At 68.0% G+C, this 15,044-nt stretch carries 11 protein-coding genes; 1 reads left to right on the plus strand and 10 read right to left on the minus strand.

What is annotated here, in order from left to right:
- Positions 1-141: 141 nt before the first annotated feature.
- From gshB to BM144_RS13340, 7 genes are all read right to left on the minus strand, one after another.
- Positions 142-1,092 (minus strand): glutathione synthase, encoded by a 951-nt coding sequence (gene gshB, locus BM144_RS13310; RefSeq protein ID WP_092953030.1) that lies wholly within the window; start codon positions 1,090-1,092, stop codon positions 142-144.
- A 25-nt stretch (positions 1,093-1,117) separates the two neighbouring features.
- Positions 1,118-2,308, minus strand: coding sequence for a benzoate/H(+) symporter BenE family transporter (locus BM144_RS13315; protein ID WP_092953032.1), 1,191 nt, complete (start codon positions 2,306-2,308; stop codon positions 1,118-1,120).
- Between the two features lie 88 nt (positions 2,309-2,396).
- Complete coding sequence (locus tag BM144_RS13320; RefSeq protein ID WP_092953034.1) at positions 2,397-4,265, minus strand: potassium transporter Kup; 1,869 nt, start codon at positions 4,263-4,265, stop codon at positions 2,397-2,399.
- A 164-nt stretch (positions 4,266-4,429) separates the two neighbouring features.
- Complete coding sequence (gene gshA, locus BM144_RS13325) at positions 4,430-5,725, minus strand: glutamate--cysteine ligase (protein ID WP_092953036.1); 1,296 nt, start codon at positions 5,723-5,725, stop codon at positions 4,430-4,432.
- A 112-nt stretch (positions 5,726-5,837) separates the two neighbouring features.
- Positions 5,838-7,304: a TrkH family potassium uptake protein gene (locus tag BM144_RS13330; protein ID WP_092953352.1), complete on the minus strand. Its 1,467-nt coding sequence runs from the start codon at positions 7,302-7,304 to the stop codon at positions 5,838-5,840.
- Positions 7,305-7,339: 35 nt separating this feature from the next.
- Positions 7,340-8,818, minus strand: coding sequence for a Trk system potassium transporter TrkA (gene trkA, locus BM144_RS13335; RefSeq protein ID WP_092953038.1), 1,479 nt, complete (start codon positions 8,816-8,818; stop codon positions 7,340-7,342).
- 69 nt (positions 8,819-8,887) lie between these two features.
- Positions 8,888-10,168, minus strand: a complete 1,281-nt coding sequence (locus tag BM144_RS13340; protein ID WP_092953040.1) for a glutamate-5-semialdehyde dehydrogenase — start codon at positions 10,166-10,168, stop codon at positions 8,888-8,890.
- Positions 10,169-10,260: 92 nt separating this feature from the next.
- Here BM144_RS13340 and BM144_RS13345 point away from each other — a divergent pair, with 92 nt between their 5' ends.
- Entirely contained in the window at positions 10,261-10,569 is a 309-nt protein-coding gene (locus tag BM144_RS13345; protein WP_175526016.1) for a hypothetical protein, read from the plus strand.
- Positions 10,570-10,596: 27 nt separating this feature from the next.
- On the opposite strand, the gene holA is transcribed toward BM144_RS13345, so the two are convergent.
- The 3 genes from holA to leuS form a co-directional block, all read right to left on the minus strand.
- A complete protein-coding gene (gene holA / locus BM144_RS13350; protein WP_092953042.1) occupies positions 10,597-11,643 on the minus strand; it encodes a DNA polymerase III subunit delta in 1,047 nt (348 codons plus the stop codon).
- 77 nt (positions 11,644-11,720) lie between these two features.
- Positions 11,721-12,242, minus strand: a complete 522-nt coding sequence (locus BM144_RS13355) for an LPS-assembly lipoprotein LptE (protein WP_175526017.1) — start codon at positions 12,240-12,242, stop codon at positions 11,721-11,723.
- 52 nt (positions 12,243-12,294) lie between these two features.
- Positions 12,295-14,988: a leucine--tRNA ligase gene (gene leuS, locus BM144_RS13360; RefSeq protein ID WP_092953044.1), complete on the minus strand. Its 2,694-nt coding sequence runs from the start codon at positions 14,986-14,988 to the stop codon at positions 12,295-12,297.
- Positions 14,989-15,044 lie beyond the last annotated feature (56 nt).

The raw sequence follows: 15,044 nt of genomic DNA on the forward strand, positions 1-15,044 counted from the left end.
AGTTTTTACCACCAGCGCAACTCTCAGCAATCTTTCTTCAACCACCCCCACCAACCAGAACCACCGCGCCTTCGTCTCCTACAGCACTCTCAGCAATTCCTCTTAGCGAAGCCCGCTAGTATACACACGAACCCATGGCCGTCAGGAAATTTCCAATTCTTTTTCCAAGGCGTCAATGAATAGCGCCGGCACATCACATCCAGTCTGCTCCAAGATCTCCTGAAAGCAGGTGGGGCTGGTGACGTTGATTTCCGTCACGCAGTCTCCGATTACGTCGACCCCGGCGAGCAGCATGCCACGCTCCAGGAGCACAGGGCCTAAACGTTGCCCTATTTCGATGTCCCGGTCGGTCAGTGGCCGCGCAACCCCTTTCCCGCCTGCGGCGAGATTTCCGCGCACTTCCGAGCCCTGCGGAATGCGGGCCAAGCAATATGGGACCGGTTGGCCTCCGATGATGAGAACACGCTTGTCCCCCTCAGAGATCTCGGGAAGGAATTTCTGGACCATGATGGTCTGGGCGCCGTCCCGATTGAGGGTTTCGATGATGCTGCCCAGATTCAGGCCGTCGGCCTTGACGCGGAAGATGCCCATCCCGCCCATGCCGTCGAGCGGCTTGAGGATGATGTCTCCGTGCTCTGCGTGAAACTTCCGCACGTCCTGCGCGTCGCGCGTGACGAGCGTGGGCCCGATCAGGTCAGGAAACTCCATGATGGCCAGCTTCTCGGGATGGTCTCGCAACGCCCGGGGCTTGTTGAATACCCGGGCCCCTTCCCGCTCCGCCTGCTCCAGCAGGTGCGTGGCATAGAAGTACTCGCTATCGAAAGGTGGGTCCTTGCGCATGAGCACTGCGCCAAAGCCAGACAACTCCGCCTCGCGCTCGCCCGCCACGGAGAACCAGGCGTCCGTCTCGCCCGTCAGATGGATGTCACGGACCCGCGCAAGCACCTTGGTGCCCTTGGCCCAGCGGATGTGCCGCGGCTCGCACACGCTAATGGTGTGTCCGCGGCGTTGGGCCTCCCGCATCATGGAGAAGGTGGTGTCTTTGTAGATCTTGAAGTGTTCGAGAGGATCCGCAACGAAAAGGAGGTTCATGGTCGTCAAGCTGCAAAGAAGGGCATCAGGCGCCGCTGGCGCGGCGGCGCCCGTACTGTTGCACAAATAGCGTGAGCACGCCGGCGACGACGCCCCAGAACGCCGAGCCCACGCCGCCGATGACGACACCGCTGAGGGTCACGAGGAAAGTGATGAGCGCTGCCTCCCGGTACGCATCGTCGCGCAGGGCCGACGTGAGCCCGGAGCCGATGGTCCCCAGCAACGCCAACCCGGCGATGGCAACGACGAGTTCCTGGGGAAAGGCCGTCAGCAACCCGGTGACGACGGCGCCGAACAGGCCAATGACGATATATAGCGCGCCGCAAGCCACCGCCGCGGTGTAGCGGCGCGAGCGGTCTTCGTGCGCCTCGGGGCCCATGCACATGGCCGCGGTGATGGCGCTGAAATTGAGCGCGAAGGCACCGAACGGGGCCAGCACCAGGGTGGCCAGGCCCGTCATGGTGACGAGGCGCGAGATGGGCAGCGGATACCCCGCGGCGCGGATGGCGGCGACGCCCGGCAGGTTTTGCGATGCCATCGTCACGATGAAAAGGGGCAGCGCCAGGCCGACGAAGGCGCCGAGGCTGAATTCCGGTGGTGTGAAAACCGGCACGGCCCACTCCAGAGGGATGGCAGACACCGCCACCTGCCCCCGCCCCGCCGTGTAGGCGACGGCCACCGCGAGCGTGGCGACGATGGCATAGCGCGAGACCAGGCGGCGCGCGAGCAGGTAGCTCACCAGCATCAGCACCACCAGCGGCAAGGCCGTCTGGGCCGCGGCGAACGCCTGCATGCCGAACCGCGCCAGGACCCCGGCCAGCAGGGCCGAGGCGATCTGCACCGGGATGCGGTCCATGGCGCGCTCGAACCAGCCCGTGGCACCGACCAGGACGATCAGACCGGCGCACAGCATGAACGCGCCGATGGCTTCGCCCATGGAATACCCGCCGGCAAGGCCCGCGGACGCCAGCACGGCCGCCCCGGGCGTGGACCACGCCACCATCACGGGCTGCCGCAGGATCAGGGAAGGCACCAGGGAGCACAGCCCCATGCCCAGGCCGAGGGCCCACATCCACGAACTGATCTGGGCATGGGTGGCGCCGAACGCCTGTGCCGCCTTGAACACCAGGGCCACGGAACTGGTGAAACCGACCAGCACGGCCAAGAAACCGGCCGTTGTCGTCGAGAGGCTGGAATCTCTGAAGAAGGAACGCATAAGGGGGCGCATTCTGTCACCCCGGCCGATCGCTACATTTTTGATAGCGAAGTATCGAATGGATCCGGCGGCATGGGGCCACTCGGGCTCAAATCTCGATCTTGGAACCCAGTTCGACCACCGAATTGCTCGGCAGATTCAGGAAACCCGCCGCGCCGCTCGCGTTGTGGTGCATCTGGGCGAAGAGCTTCTCCCGCCAGGGCGCCATGCCGCTGCCGATGGTGGGGATCACCACGTCGCGCGACAGGAAGTAGCTGGTGGTCATGGCTTCGAGTTCGCACCCGCGGCCCCGCATGAGGGCCAGCGCACCGGGCAGGTCGGGGTCGTTCTTGAAGCCGTAGTGCACCATGACCTGCCAGCAGTCGCCACCCAGCGGTTCGACCTGCAGGCGTTTGTCGAGGCCGATCCAGGGCACCTCGTGGCTGCGCACGGTGACGAAGAGGTTCTGCTGGTGCAGCACCTTGTTGTGCTTGAGGTTGTGCAGCAGCGCGTTGGGAACGGCACCGGGCTCGGCCGTGAGGAACACGGCCGTGCCCTCCACCCGCGTGGGGGGGCTCACGAACACGGCGGTGAGGAAGTCGCGCAGGTCGATGGCGTCATCGCGCAGCTTTTCGTTGAGCAGTGCCCGGCCGCGCTTCCAGGTCATCATCAGCGTGAAGACGATCGAGCCGATCATGAGCGGGAACCAGCCGCCCTGCAGCAGCTTGAGCAGGTTGGAGCCAAAGAAGGCCAAGTCGACGACGAAGAAGAAGCCGGTCGCGCCGATGCACAGCGCCAGCGGATAGCCCCAGCCGTACCGGACCACGAAGAAGGTGAGCACGGTGGTGATGAGCATGTCCAGCGTGACCGCGATGCCGTAGGCGGCTGCCAGGTTGCTGCTGGAGCGGAACATGACCACGGCCACCACGATGGCCAGGAACAGCGCCCAATTGACGAAGGGGATGTAGATCTGCCCGGTATCGCGCACGCTGGTGTGCACGATGTTCAGGCGCGGCAGATAGCCCAGCTGGATGACCTGTTTGGTCACGCTGAAGGCGCCGGTGATGAGGGCTTGCGAAGCGATGACGGTGGCCATGGTGGCGAGCACCACGAGCGGGATCAGCGCCCAGTCGGGGGCCATCATGTAGAACGGGTTCTTGACGGCTTCGGGGTCGGCCAGCAGCAGCGCGCCCTGGCCAAAGTAGTTGACCGTGAGCGCCGGCATGGCCACGCTGAACCAGGCGAGGCGGATCGGCTTCTTGCCGAAGTGGCCTAAGTCGGCGTACAGCGCCTCGGCGCCCGTCACGCACAGCACGACGGCGCCGAGGATGATGAAGCTGGTGCCAGGGTTGTTCCAGATGAAGCCGAGCGCGTAGTGCGGGCTCAGCGCTCCCAGGATCTCGGGGTGGCCCACGATGTGCGGCACGCCCAGGGCCGCGATGGAGGCGAACCATACGAGCGTGACGGGCCCGAAATAGCGCCCGATGCCGCCCGTGCCGCGCTTCTGGACGACGAACAGGCAGAACAGCACGACCAGCGTGAGCGGGATGACGGCCGTGCGGAAATGCGGCGAGACCACCTCCAGGCCCTCCACCGCGGAAAGCACCGAGATCGCGGGGGTGATGACGCCATCGCCGTAGAAGAGGGAGGTGCCGAAGATCCCGATGCCCAGCAGCGACGCCCGCAGCCGGGGTTTGTCCTTCACGGCCTGCGAGGCCAGCGCCAGCATGGCGATCAGGCCGCCCTCGCCGTTGTTGTCGGCCCGCAGCACGAGCACGACGTATTTCAACGAGACGATGGTGGTGAGTGTCCAGAAAAGGATCGAGAGAACGCCGTAGACGTTCTGGGGCGTGAAGGCCACGTGGCCCGAGCCGAACACTTCCTTGACCGCATACAGCACGCTGGTGCCGATGTCGCCGTACACGACGCCGATGGCGCCGAGGGTGAGCGCCGCAAGCGAGGATTTGGAGCTTTGCACTGCAGGGCCCGCCGGCACGGCGCCGGGCGGGGTTCCGGTATTGGGGGACCGCTATTGTGACAAGGTGTGGCTGCCACACCCAGTCGGGCCGGGCCTTGTTGCAACGCAACAACTGTCCCTGGCGCCCCGCGCTCCGCCGTGGCAGGGCGAGCGGGGCGGCTCAGTCAGTCGTAGATCTCGGCCTCGGGGTTGGTGGCTTCGAGTTCGTAGCTGGCCGCGAGCATGGCCAGGCGCGCGATCACGCCGTACATGTAGAAGCGGTTGGGGGCGCTCGCGCCGGGGCGGGCGCCGGGCTGCGGCAGGTGCGTGCTGTGTTCGAAGGCCAGCGGCACGAAGCTGGCGCCGGGGGCGTTGAGGTTCTCGTCCACGCCGCGTTCGGCATGCATGCGGTAGAAGCCGCCCACCACGTAGCGGTCCATCATGTAGACGACGGGCTCGGCCACGGCCTCGTGCACACGCTCCTGGGTCAGCACGCCTTCCTGGATGATGACGTCGCTCACCGTCTGGCCGTCCTTGATGATGGCCATCTTGTTGCGGGTCTTGCGGTTGAGCGCGTCCAGGTCCTTCGCGTCGCGCACGGTCATCACGCCCATGCCGTAGGTGCCGTTGTCGGCCTTGACGATGACGAAGGGCTTCTCGTTGATGCCGTATTCCTTGTACTTGCGCCGCACCTTGGCCAGTTGCGCGTCCACGGCCGAGCGCAGGGCCTCCACGCCGTTGCCCTCGGCGAAATCCAGGCCTTCGCCGTGGCTGAAGAGCGGATGGATGAGCCAGGGGTCGATGCCCAGCAGCTTGCCGAAGCGCTTGGAGACTTCTTCATAGCTCTGGAAATGGCGGCTCTTGCGGCGCACGCTCCAGCCCGCGTGCAGCGGCGGCAGCAGGTACTGCTCGTGCAGCTCTTCCAGGATGCCCGGCGGGCCGGCGGAGAGGTCGTTGTTGAGCAGGATGGTGCAGGGGTCGAAGTTCTTGAGGCCCAGCCGCCCTTTCGTGCGCACCACGGGCTCGAGCGTGACGGAATCGCCGTTGGGCAGCGTCACGGTGGTGGGCTTCTTGATTTCGGGGCTGATGGAGCCCACGCGCACGTTGAGCCCGGCCATGTTGAAGATGCGCTGCAGCTGGATCACGTTCGCGAGGTAGAACGTGTTGCGGCTGTGGTTCTCGGGCACGATGAGCAGGTTGCGCGCCTCGGGGCAGATCTTCTCGATCGCAGCCATGGCGGCCTGCACGGCCAGGGGCAGCATCTCGGTGGTGAGGTTGTTCCAGCCGCCCGGGAAGAGGTTGGTGTCGACCGGTGCGAGCTTGAAGCCGGCGTTGCGGATGTCGACCGATGTATAGAAAGGCGGGGTGTGCTCCATCCACTCCAGCCGGAACCAGCGCTCGATCGCGGGCATGGCGTCGAGGATGCGCTGTTCGAGCTCGTTGATCGGCCCCGTGAGGGCGGTGATGAGATGCGGAACCATGGAAGCCCTCGGAAAGCAGGGAAGGCGGCGGAGCGCCGAAAGTGGAGTCGATTGTAGGGATTTGGGGGCGCGGAGCAGGTTCGCAAGCCCTGCCCGCGGCCGCCCGCGCCGGTCACCGCCGCCAGAACGCGGGCGTGAGCAGGGCCATGAAGCTGAGGATCTCCAGCCGGCCGAGCAGCATGGCCAGCGTGCACACCCAGAGCTGGAAATCGGTCAGCACCGAATAGTTCGCGGCCGGCCCGACCAGGCCGAGGCCCGGCCCCGTGCAGTGCACGCTCGCGATCACGGCGCTGAAGGCCGTGACCACGTCGAGGTCGGTGAGCAGCAGCACCATGCTGAGCACCGTGATCGTGGCGGCGTAGACCAGCATGTAGGCCAGCACGGCGAAGATCATGCGGTTCTCGACCACCGCGTGGCCCAGCCGCACGGGCTGCACGGCGCGCGGATGCACGAGCCGCGTCATCTCGCGCCGCGCCTGCTGCAGCAGGATGAGCACGCGCACCATCTTGATCCCGCCGCCCGTGGAGCCTGCGCTCGTCGCCACGCCCGAGAGCATGAGCAGGAACACGGGCGCGAACACCGGCCAGCCGAGGTAGTCGGTGGTGGCGAAGCCCGTGGTGGTGGCGACGGACACGGTGTGGAAGAGGCCGTGCCGCAGGGCATCGAGCGGGCCGTATACGCCCTTGGCCCACAGCAGCAGCGCCACGAAGACGCCGCTGCCCAGCAGCGTGCAGACCGTGGCGCGCAGCTCGGGATCGCGCCAGCAAGTGCGCCAGTGGCCCTTGCGCAGCGCAACGAAGTAGAGCGCGAAATTGCAGCTCGCGAGCACCATGAAGACCACGGCGACCATCTCCAGCAGCGGCGACTGGAAATGCCCGAAGCTCGCGTCGTAGGGCGACAGCCCGCCCAGGCTCACGGTGGCGAACATGTGCATGAGCGCGTCGGGCATGGCCATGCCGCCGGCCCAGAAAGCCAGTGCGCAGGCCAGCGAGAACACGACATACACCCCCCACAGCCCCTTGGCGGTCTGGGTCATGCGCGGCGTGAGCTTGGTGTCCTTCACGGGCCCGGCGGCCTCGGCCTTGAAGAGCTGGCTGCCACCCACGCCCAGCAGCGGCAGCACGGCGACGGCCAGGATCAAGATGCCCATGCCGCCGATCCATTGCATGAAGGTGCGCCAGAGGTTGATCGACAGCGGCAGGCTGTCGAGCCCGGCCAGCACCGTGGAGCCGGTGGTGGTCAGCCCGGACACCGCCTCGAAATACGCGTGCGTGAATCCGATCGGCCGGTCGATGGCATGGAGCGTCAGCAGCAGCGGCAGCGACGCGAACAGCGGCAGCACGAGCCAGACCAGCGATACCAGCATCACGCCGTGGCGCGGCTGCAGTTCGCGCGCATGCCGGCGCAGGCCGTACCAGAGCGCGCCGCCGCACACGAGCGTGAACCCGAGGCATGCGGCATAGATCGGCCACAGCCCCTCGCCGCCCCACCAGGCGGCCGCCAGTGGCACGCCCAGCGCGAAGGAGAACATCGCCAGCAGCGCGCCGAACACGCGCAGCACGGGCAGCAGGTCCGGCAGGGCGTCGGAGAGCGCGGAAGGGATCGCCATGCGGATCAGAAGAACGTCGCGCTCACGCGGAAGGCCTTTTCCACCTCGCGCACCAGCCGCTTGTGCGGCAGGAAGAAGACCACGTGGTCGCCGCTCTCGATCACGGTGTGGCTGTGCGGGATGATGACCTCCGGCTCGCCCGGCGGCACCGACTGGCCCTCGCCCGCCACGGCCGACGCGCCTTCGCTGAGGCCGCGCACGATGAGGCCCATGTGCACGTCGTGCGGCAGGTGGATGTCGGCCACCTTGCGGCCGACCACGCGCGAGCTCTTGCGGTCGCCGCGCGCCACGATCTCCAGCGCCTCGGCCACACCGCGGCGCAGGCTGTGCACCGCCTGCACGTCGCCGCGGCGCACGTAGGCCAGCAGTTCGCCGAGCATCGCCTGCGCGGGCGAGAGCGCGATGTCGATCTGCGTGCCGTGCATGAGGTCGGCGTACGAGCGGCGGTTGATGAGCGCCAGCACCCGGCTCGCGCCCATGCGCTTGGCGAGCAGGCAGGCCATGATGTTGTCCTCGTCGTCGTCGGTGATCGCAAGGAAGAGGTCCACGTCCTCGATGCACTCGTCGCCCAGCAGGTCCTCATCGGTGGCGTCGCCCTGCAGCACCAGCACCTCGGGCGGCAGCACCGAGGCCAGCGCGATGCAGCGGTCGGGATCCGATTCGAGGATCTTGATGTGGAAGCCGCCCTGCTGCGCGAGCTGCCGCGCGAGCCGCAGGCCCACGCGGCCGCCGCCCGCGACCATGATGCGGCGCACCGGCCGCGTCGCCAGGCCGTCGCGCTGGTGCAGCGCCGCCAGCACCTGCGGAATGCGCTCGCGCGCCGCGAGCACGAACACCTCGTCGCCGGCCTCGATGCGCGTGGCGCCGTCGCAGGCCACGAACCGGTCGGGCTCCTCGGGAAAGCGCCGGTAGATCGCCACCACGCGCATGGCCACATCGGGCGCGCTGGCACGCACATCGGCAATGCGCATGCCGACCACGGGCGCACCGCCGCGCGCGCGCACCGAGACGAGGCAGGCGCGGCCACCGGCGAATTCGCGCACCTGCAGCGCTTCGGGATACTGCACGAGCTTGCCGATGTAGCGCGTGAGCGATTCCTCGGGGCAGATGATGCGGTCGACCGCGAAGCCTTCCTTGCCGAGCATCGCGCCGCCGCGATCCTGCGAGGCGTCGAAGCCGGAGGAGCGCACGCGCGCGATGCGCGTGGGCACGTTGAAGAGCAGGTGGGCGATCTTGCAGCACACGAGGTTGGTCTCGTCCAGCGCGGCACAGGCGATCAGCAGGTCGGTGTCGGCGGCGCCGGCCTCGGCCAGCACTTCGGGGTCGATGCCGCTGCCCACCACGCCGCGCAGGTCGAAGCGGGCCTCCAGGTCGCGCAGGCGCTGGCCGTCGGTGTCGATGACGGTGATGTCGTTCTGCTCGGACACCAGGCTGTCGGCCACGCTCTCGCCCACGCGGCCCGCGCCCAGGATGATGATCTTCATGCGGAAAGGACCGGAGAGGAAAGGAAGGGAGAGGGGTGGGGGCGCAGGCCGGTGCGGCCCGCTCCGGCCTCAGGTGCGGATGTCGCCCTCGCCGAGCACCACCCACTTGAGCGACGTGAGCCCCTCGATGCCCACGGGGCCGCGGGCATGGAACTTGTCGGTGCTGATGCCGATCTCGGCCCCCAGGCCGAACTCGAAGCCGTCGGCGAAGCGCGTGCTCGCGTTCACCATCACGCTGGCCGAATCCACCTCGCGCAGGAAGCGCTGCGCATGCATGTGGTCGCGCGTGAGGATGGCGTCGGTGTGGTGGCTGCCGTAGCGGTTGATGTGGGCGATGGCCTCGTCCAGGCCGTCCACCACCTTGATGCTGATGATGGGCGCGAGGTATTCCTCCGACCAGTCCTGCTCGGTGGCGGGCACCAGCAGCGCGCCCGGCACGTCGGCCAGCAGCGCCAGCGATTCGGGGCAGCCGCGCATCTCCACGCCCTTGGCGGCATAGACGGCGCCGATCTGCGGCAGGAACCCGGCCGCCACGCCGCGCGCGACGAGCAGGCCCTCACTCGCATTGCAGGGGCTGTACTTCTGGGTCTTGGCGTTGTCGGCCACCTTCACGGCCATGGCGACGTCGCAGGGGTCGTCCACGTAGGTGTGGCAGTTGCCGTCCAGGTGCTTGATGACGGGCACCTTGGCCTCGCGGCTGATGCGCTCGATGAGGCCCTTGCCTCCGCGCGGGATGATCACGTCCACGTACTGCGGCATGGCGATGAGGTGGCCCACGGCCTCGCGGTCGGTGGTCTGCACGAGCTGCACGGCATCGGCGGGCAGGCCGGCCTCCAGCAGCGCCTCCTGCACGAGCCGCGCCAGCGCGCGGTTGGAATCGATCGCTTCGGAGCCTCCGCGCAGGATGCAGGCGTTGCCGCTCTTGATGCTCAGGCTGGCGGCCTCGATGGTCACGTTGGGGCGGCTCTCGTAGATCATGCCGAACACGCCGATCGGCACGCGCATCTGGCCCACGCGGATGCCGCTGGGCTGCTCGCGCATGCCGGAGATCTCGCCGATCACGTCGCCCATGGCGGCGAGCTGCTCGCAGCCGAGCGCGCAGGTCTCCAGCACCTTGGGGGAGAGCTTGAGGCGGTCCACCATCGGCTCGGCCAGGCCCGCGGCCCGGGCACGGTCCAGGTCGCGGGCGTTGTCCGCCTGCAGCGCGTCGGTGCTCTCGCGCAGGCGGCGGGCCAGTGCCAGCAGCGCCCGGCGCTTGACGGCAGACGGCGCCCGGGCCATCAGCGCGGAGGCGGCCTTGGCCTGGGAACCGAGGGCATGGAGGGTTTCGGCGATGTGCGGCGCGTTCATGGGGCGTGATTTTGACGCATCGGCGCTGCCACCTGCCCGGCCCGGGTTTCCGCGCGGCCCGCCACGCCCCGGCTTTGCTACCCTCGCGCGCCATGACGACGACTCCACCCCACGCCGCCCGGCCCGCCGACGCACTGGCCACCCTCACCGCCGCCCTGGCAGAGCTGCAGGCCGCCCGCATGGCGCCGCACGCCTTCAGCCAGCTCGCGCGCAGCCAGCCGGCGCTGCTCACCGCCCTGCCCCCGCGCTACGCCCAGGTGCTCACCGACCTGCTGGACCGCCTCGAATCCTCCGCCCTCTTCTCCGAGGAAAGCTGCTCGTTCAGCCAGAGCGGCCTCATCGACAACCTGCAGACCTGGATGGACAGGGCAAGCGGCCAGATCGCCGAAGCCACGCCCTGAGGCCGGAGGCGACCCACGGAGGGGAAGCTACCGCACGGCTTTGCACAGCTGCAGCGCCAGCCGGTGCAGGGCCTGCCAGCCGTTGGCGGGCCAGTCGGGCACCTTCAGGCCCTTGACGATGCCGTCCACGGCATGCGCGGACTGCAGCAGCCGCGCCGCGGAGGCGTCGGAGAAGCGCGGCACGATGCGCTCGAAGAGCCGCTCCTTCGGGCCCCAGACGCGGTTCTCGCGCAGGGCCATGGGCAGCGGCTTGCCGGCATTCACGGCGTCCTTCACGCGCTTGAGCGAGCGGATGTCCTCCGCCAGCGTCCAGTGGACCAGCACCTCGGCCTCGCCCTCGGCCTGCAGGCCGTCGAGCATGCGCTGCATGCGCGCCACCTGGCCCGAGAGCACGGCCTCGGAGAGCTTGAAGACGTCGTAGCGCGCCACGTTGAGCACCGCGGCCTCGACCTGGCTCCACGAGAGTTCGCCGGGCGGGTGCAGCAGCGCGAGTTTCTGGATCTCCTGGTGCGCGGCGAGCAAATTGCCTTCCACGCGGTCGGCGAAGAACTGCAGCGTGCGCTGCCCTTCCTCTCCGGCCGCCACCCGCTGGCCCTGGACCGCGAGGCGCTGGGCGATCCACTGCGGCAGCGCGCCGCGCTCCACGGGGTCGATCTGCACGCTCGCGCCTTCGCGGTCGAGTGCCGAGAACCACGCGCCGGTGCGGGTGGCCTTGTCGAGCCGCGGCAGCAGCACCAGGGTCAGCGTGCTGTCGTTGCCCGCCGCGCTGGCGGCGATCTGCTGCAGCGCCGCGCCGCCGTCCTTGCCGGGCTTGCCCGAGGGGATGCGGATCTCCACGATCTGCTTGTCGGCGAAGAGCGAGAGCGAGCCGCCCGCGGCCAGCACGGCGCTCCAGTCGAAGTGCGCGCCGGCCACCGTGTGGCTGCTGCGCTCGGTGTAGCCCTGCGCGCGCGCGGCCGCACGGATCGCGTCGGCCGCTTCCTGCTGCAGCAGCGGCTCGTCGCCATGCACGGTGTAGAGCGGGCGCACCCCCTTCTGGAGGTGCGCGGCCAACTGGTTCAGCGCAATTTGCATGGCACGGTGGCACTCATGGCAAAAACCCCTTCATGCCGCCTATTCCATTGAATAGTTTGCTATTAAATACATAGCAATCACCCCTGTGGGCGCGCGGCGGCGAGGCGCCGCAGCAGCTGCTGCACGAGGTCGGTCTGCATGTTGCGGTAGAGCAGCGCCTCTTCGGCTTCCTTGGCGAGCGCGATGCTTTCGTTGTAGCTCACGTCGCGCTGCTGCAGCAGCTCGGTCGGCGGGATGAGTTCCACGCCCTGCTGGTTGCGCAGCTTGAAGCGGATGCGCAGGCGCAACTGCAACTCGCGCACCTGGCCGGACGCGTTGTAGCCCACGACCACGCGCTCGCGCTGCTCCGAGAGCAACTCGAACACCGTCTCGGCCTTGGGCAGGTCGGCGGGCTCGCGCAGCACCGTGAGGTTGCCGCCCGCGCCGCGCAGGGTGCGCTCCAGTTCGCGCGCCAGCAGCGAGCCGCCGCCGGCCTGGATGTACATGGTGCGGAACTGGAATTCCGGCGCGCCGCGCAGGCGGAAGCCGCAGGCGGTGAGGCCGGCCGCCAGGGGCGCCGTGGCCAGCAGGGTCAGGAGCGTGCGTTTGCGCAGCAGCATGAAGCGGGCTCTCTTCTCTATGCGGTGGGTTCGGTAAACGGGGCGCAACGGGTCAGACAACCACGTTCACCAGCCGGCCCGGCACGACCACGACCTTCTTGGGCGTGGCGCCGGCGGCGTGCTTGTGGAAGTCCTCGCTCGCGAGGGCGAGGCGCTCGATCTCGGCCTTGTCGGCCGAGGCTGGCACGCGGATCGCGCCGCGCAGCTTGCCGTTGACCTGCAGCACCAGTTCGATCTCGTCCTGCACCAGCGCCGCAGCATCCACCTGCGGCCAGGGCGCATCGAGCAGGTCGCCGAGGGCGCCCGCGTAGCCCAGCTCGCTCCAAAGGCCGTGGGCGATGTGCGGCGTGGCCGGGTAAATCGCGCGCAGCAGGATGCCGAAGCCCTCGATGAGCGCGACGAGGCCGCCGGGCGCATCCACCGCCTTGAAGTCCTCCAGCGCGTTGAGCATCTTCATCGCGCCGGAGACGACGGTGTTGTATTGCATGCGCTGGTAGTCGTAGTCCACCTGCTTGAGCACCGTGTGGATCTCCAGGCGCAGGGCCTTGGCCTCCTTGCCGAAGGGCACGTCCTGCAGGCTGCGCGCGCCCTGGATGGCCGCCTCGGTGGCCGCGGCGTCGATGCCGGTGAGCTTGGCGCCGAAGTTCCACACGCGGCGCAGGAAGCGGTAGCTGCCCTCCACGGCGGCATCGTTCCACTCCAGCGTGGCCTCGGGCGGCGCGGTGAACATGGTGTAGAGCCGGGCCGTGTCGGCGCCGTACTTCTCGATCAGCTCCTGCGGATCGACACCGTTGTTCTTGGACTTGGACATCGTGCCCACGCCCTCGTAGTCGATCGGCGTGCCCACCGGCAGGCCGCCCACGGCGTTCTTGAGGCGCGCACCGGTGACCTTGCCGGCCTCGTCCACGAGGTTCTCCACGTCGTGCGGCCAGAAATACTCCTTGCCGCCCTTGTCGTTGCAGCGCGAGTAGATGTGGTTGAGCACCATGCCCTGCGTGAGCAGCTTGGTGAAGGGCTCGTCGACCTTCACCAGGCCCAGGTCGCGCATGACCTTGGTCCAGAAGCGTGCGTAGAGCAAATGCAGGATCGCGTGCTCGATGCCGCCGATGTATTGGTCCATCGGCATCCAGTAGTCGGCGCCGCCGGCCACCATGGCGTCGGCGTTCTTCGGGTCGCAGTAGCGCATGAAGTACCACGACGAATCCACGAACGTGTCCATGGTGTCGGTCTCGCGGCGCGCGGCCTTGCCGCACACGGGGCAGGTCACGCCCGCGTGGAAGCCTTCGTGCTTGTGCAGCGGATTACCCGAGCCGTCCGGGATGCAGTCCTGCGGCAGCACCACGGGCAGGTCCTTTTCGGGCACCGGCACCGCGCCGTGTTCGTCGCAGTGGATGATCGGGATCGGCGTGCCCCAGTAGCGCTGGCGCGAAACGCCCCAGTCGCGCAGGCGCCAGGTGGTCTTCTTCTCGCCCAGGCCCTTTTCCTGCAGCGAATGGGCCACGGCCGCCACCGCGTCCCGGTAGGAAAGGCCGCTGAAGCTGTCGGAATTGATGGTGACGCCGTTCTGCTTGTCGCCGTACCAGTCCTGCCAGCGGTGGTAGTCGAAGGTCTCGCCATCGACCAGCACTACCTGCTTGATCTCGATGCCGTACTTGAGCGCGAAGGCGAAATCGCGCTCGTCGTGCGCAGGCACGCCCATCACGGCACCGTCGCCATAGCCCATGAGCACGTAGTTGCCCACCCACACGTCCACGGGCTCGCCCGTGAGCGGGTGCGTCACCGTGAGGCCCGTGCGCACGCCCTTCTTCTCCTGCGTGGCCAGCTCGGCCTCGGTGGTGCCGCCGCTCTTGCACTCTTCGACGAAGGCCGCCACCTCGGGCCGGGAGCGCGCGGCATGCGCGGCCAGCGGGTGCTCGGGCGCGACGGCGCAGAAGGTCACGCCCATGATGGTGTCGGCACGCGTCGTGAAGACGTACATGCGGCCATCGCCGATCAGCAGGCCGTCGTCGCCGCGGATGTCGTGCGTGAAGGCGAAGCGCACGCCCTCGCTCTTGCCGATCCAGTTCTCCTGCATGAGCCGCACCTTGTCGGGCCAGCCGGTGAGCGAGGCCTTGGCATTGCCCATCTGCACGTGGTCGAGCAGCTCCTGCGCGTAATCGGTGATCTTCAGGTAGTAGCCCGGGATCTCGCGCTTTTCGACCAGGGCGCCGGTGCGCCAGCCGCGGCCGTCGATCACCTGCTCGTTGGCCAGCACGGTCTGGTCCACGGGGTCCCAGTTCACCACCTGGGTCTTGCGGTAGGCGATGCCCTTTTCGAGCATCTTCAGGAACAGCCACTGGTTCCAGCGGTAGTAGTCGGGGTCGCAGGTGGCGACCTCGCGCGACCAGTCGATGGCCAGCCCCATCGCCTGCATCTGCTTCTTCATGTAGGCGATGTTGTCGTAGGTCCACTGCGCGGGCGGCACGCCGTTCTTGAGCGCCGCATTCTCGGCCGGCAGGCCGAAGGCATCCCACCCCATGGGCATCAGCACGTTGTGGCCGTTCATGCGCAGGTAGCGCGTGAGCATGTCGTTGATCGTGTAGTTGCGCACATGGCCCATGTGCAGCTTGCCGCTGGGGTAGGGCAGCATCGAGCAGGCATAGAACTTCTTCTTGCCCGCGTCTTCGGTCACGCGGTAGGCATCGCGGGCGGTCCAGTGGCTGTGCGCGGCGCGCTCGACCTCGGCAGGGGTGTATTTGTCTTGCATGGAAAAAGTGGGGCCGGGCCGCACGCGCGGCCACCGTCATGTCGGAGGGAGGATTC

It is taken from the genome of Paracidovorax konjaci, assembly GCF_900112675.1.
In the GTDB taxonomy this organism is placed as follows: domain Bacteria; phylum Pseudomonadota; class Gammaproteobacteria; order Burkholderiales; family Burkholderiaceae_C; genus Paracidovorax; species Paracidovorax konjaci.

Excerpts from the sequence above, each read along its gene's own strand:
- gshB (WP_092953030.1), bottom strand. The coding sequence starts at position 1,092 with ATGAACCTCCTTTTCGTTGCGGATCCTCTCGAACACTTCAAGATCTAC.
- BM144_RS13315 (WP_092953032.1), bottom strand. The coding sequence starts at position 2,308 with ATGCGTTCCTTCTTCAGAGATTCCAGCCTCTCGACGACAACGGCCGGT.
- gshA (WP_092953036.1), bottom strand. The coding sequence starts at position 5,725 with ATGGTTCCGCATCTCATCACCGCCCTCACGGGGCCGATCAACGAGCTC.
- trkA (WP_092953038.1), bottom strand. The coding sequence starts at position 8,818 with ATGAAGATCATCATCCTGGGCGCGGGCCGCGTGGGCGAGAGCGTGGCC.
- BM144_RS13340 (WP_092953040.1), bottom strand. The coding sequence starts at position 10,168 with ATGAACGCGCCGCACATCGCCGAAACCCTCCATGCCCTCGGTTCCCAG.
- BM144_RS13345 (WP_175526016.1), top strand. The coding sequence starts at position 10,261 with ATGACGACGACTCCACCCCACGCCGCCCGGCCCGCCGACGCACTGGCC.
- holA (WP_092953042.1), bottom strand. The coding sequence starts at position 11,643 with ATGCAAATTGCGCTGAACCAGTTGGCCGCGCACCTCCAGAAGGGGGTG.
- BM144_RS13355 (WP_175526017.1), bottom strand. The coding sequence starts at position 12,242 with ATGCTGCTGCGCAAACGCACGCTCCTGACCCTGCTGGCCACGGCGCCC.
- leuS (WP_092953044.1), bottom strand. The coding sequence starts at position 14,988 with ATGCAAGACAAATACACCCCTGCCGAGGTCGAGCGCGCCGCGCACAGC.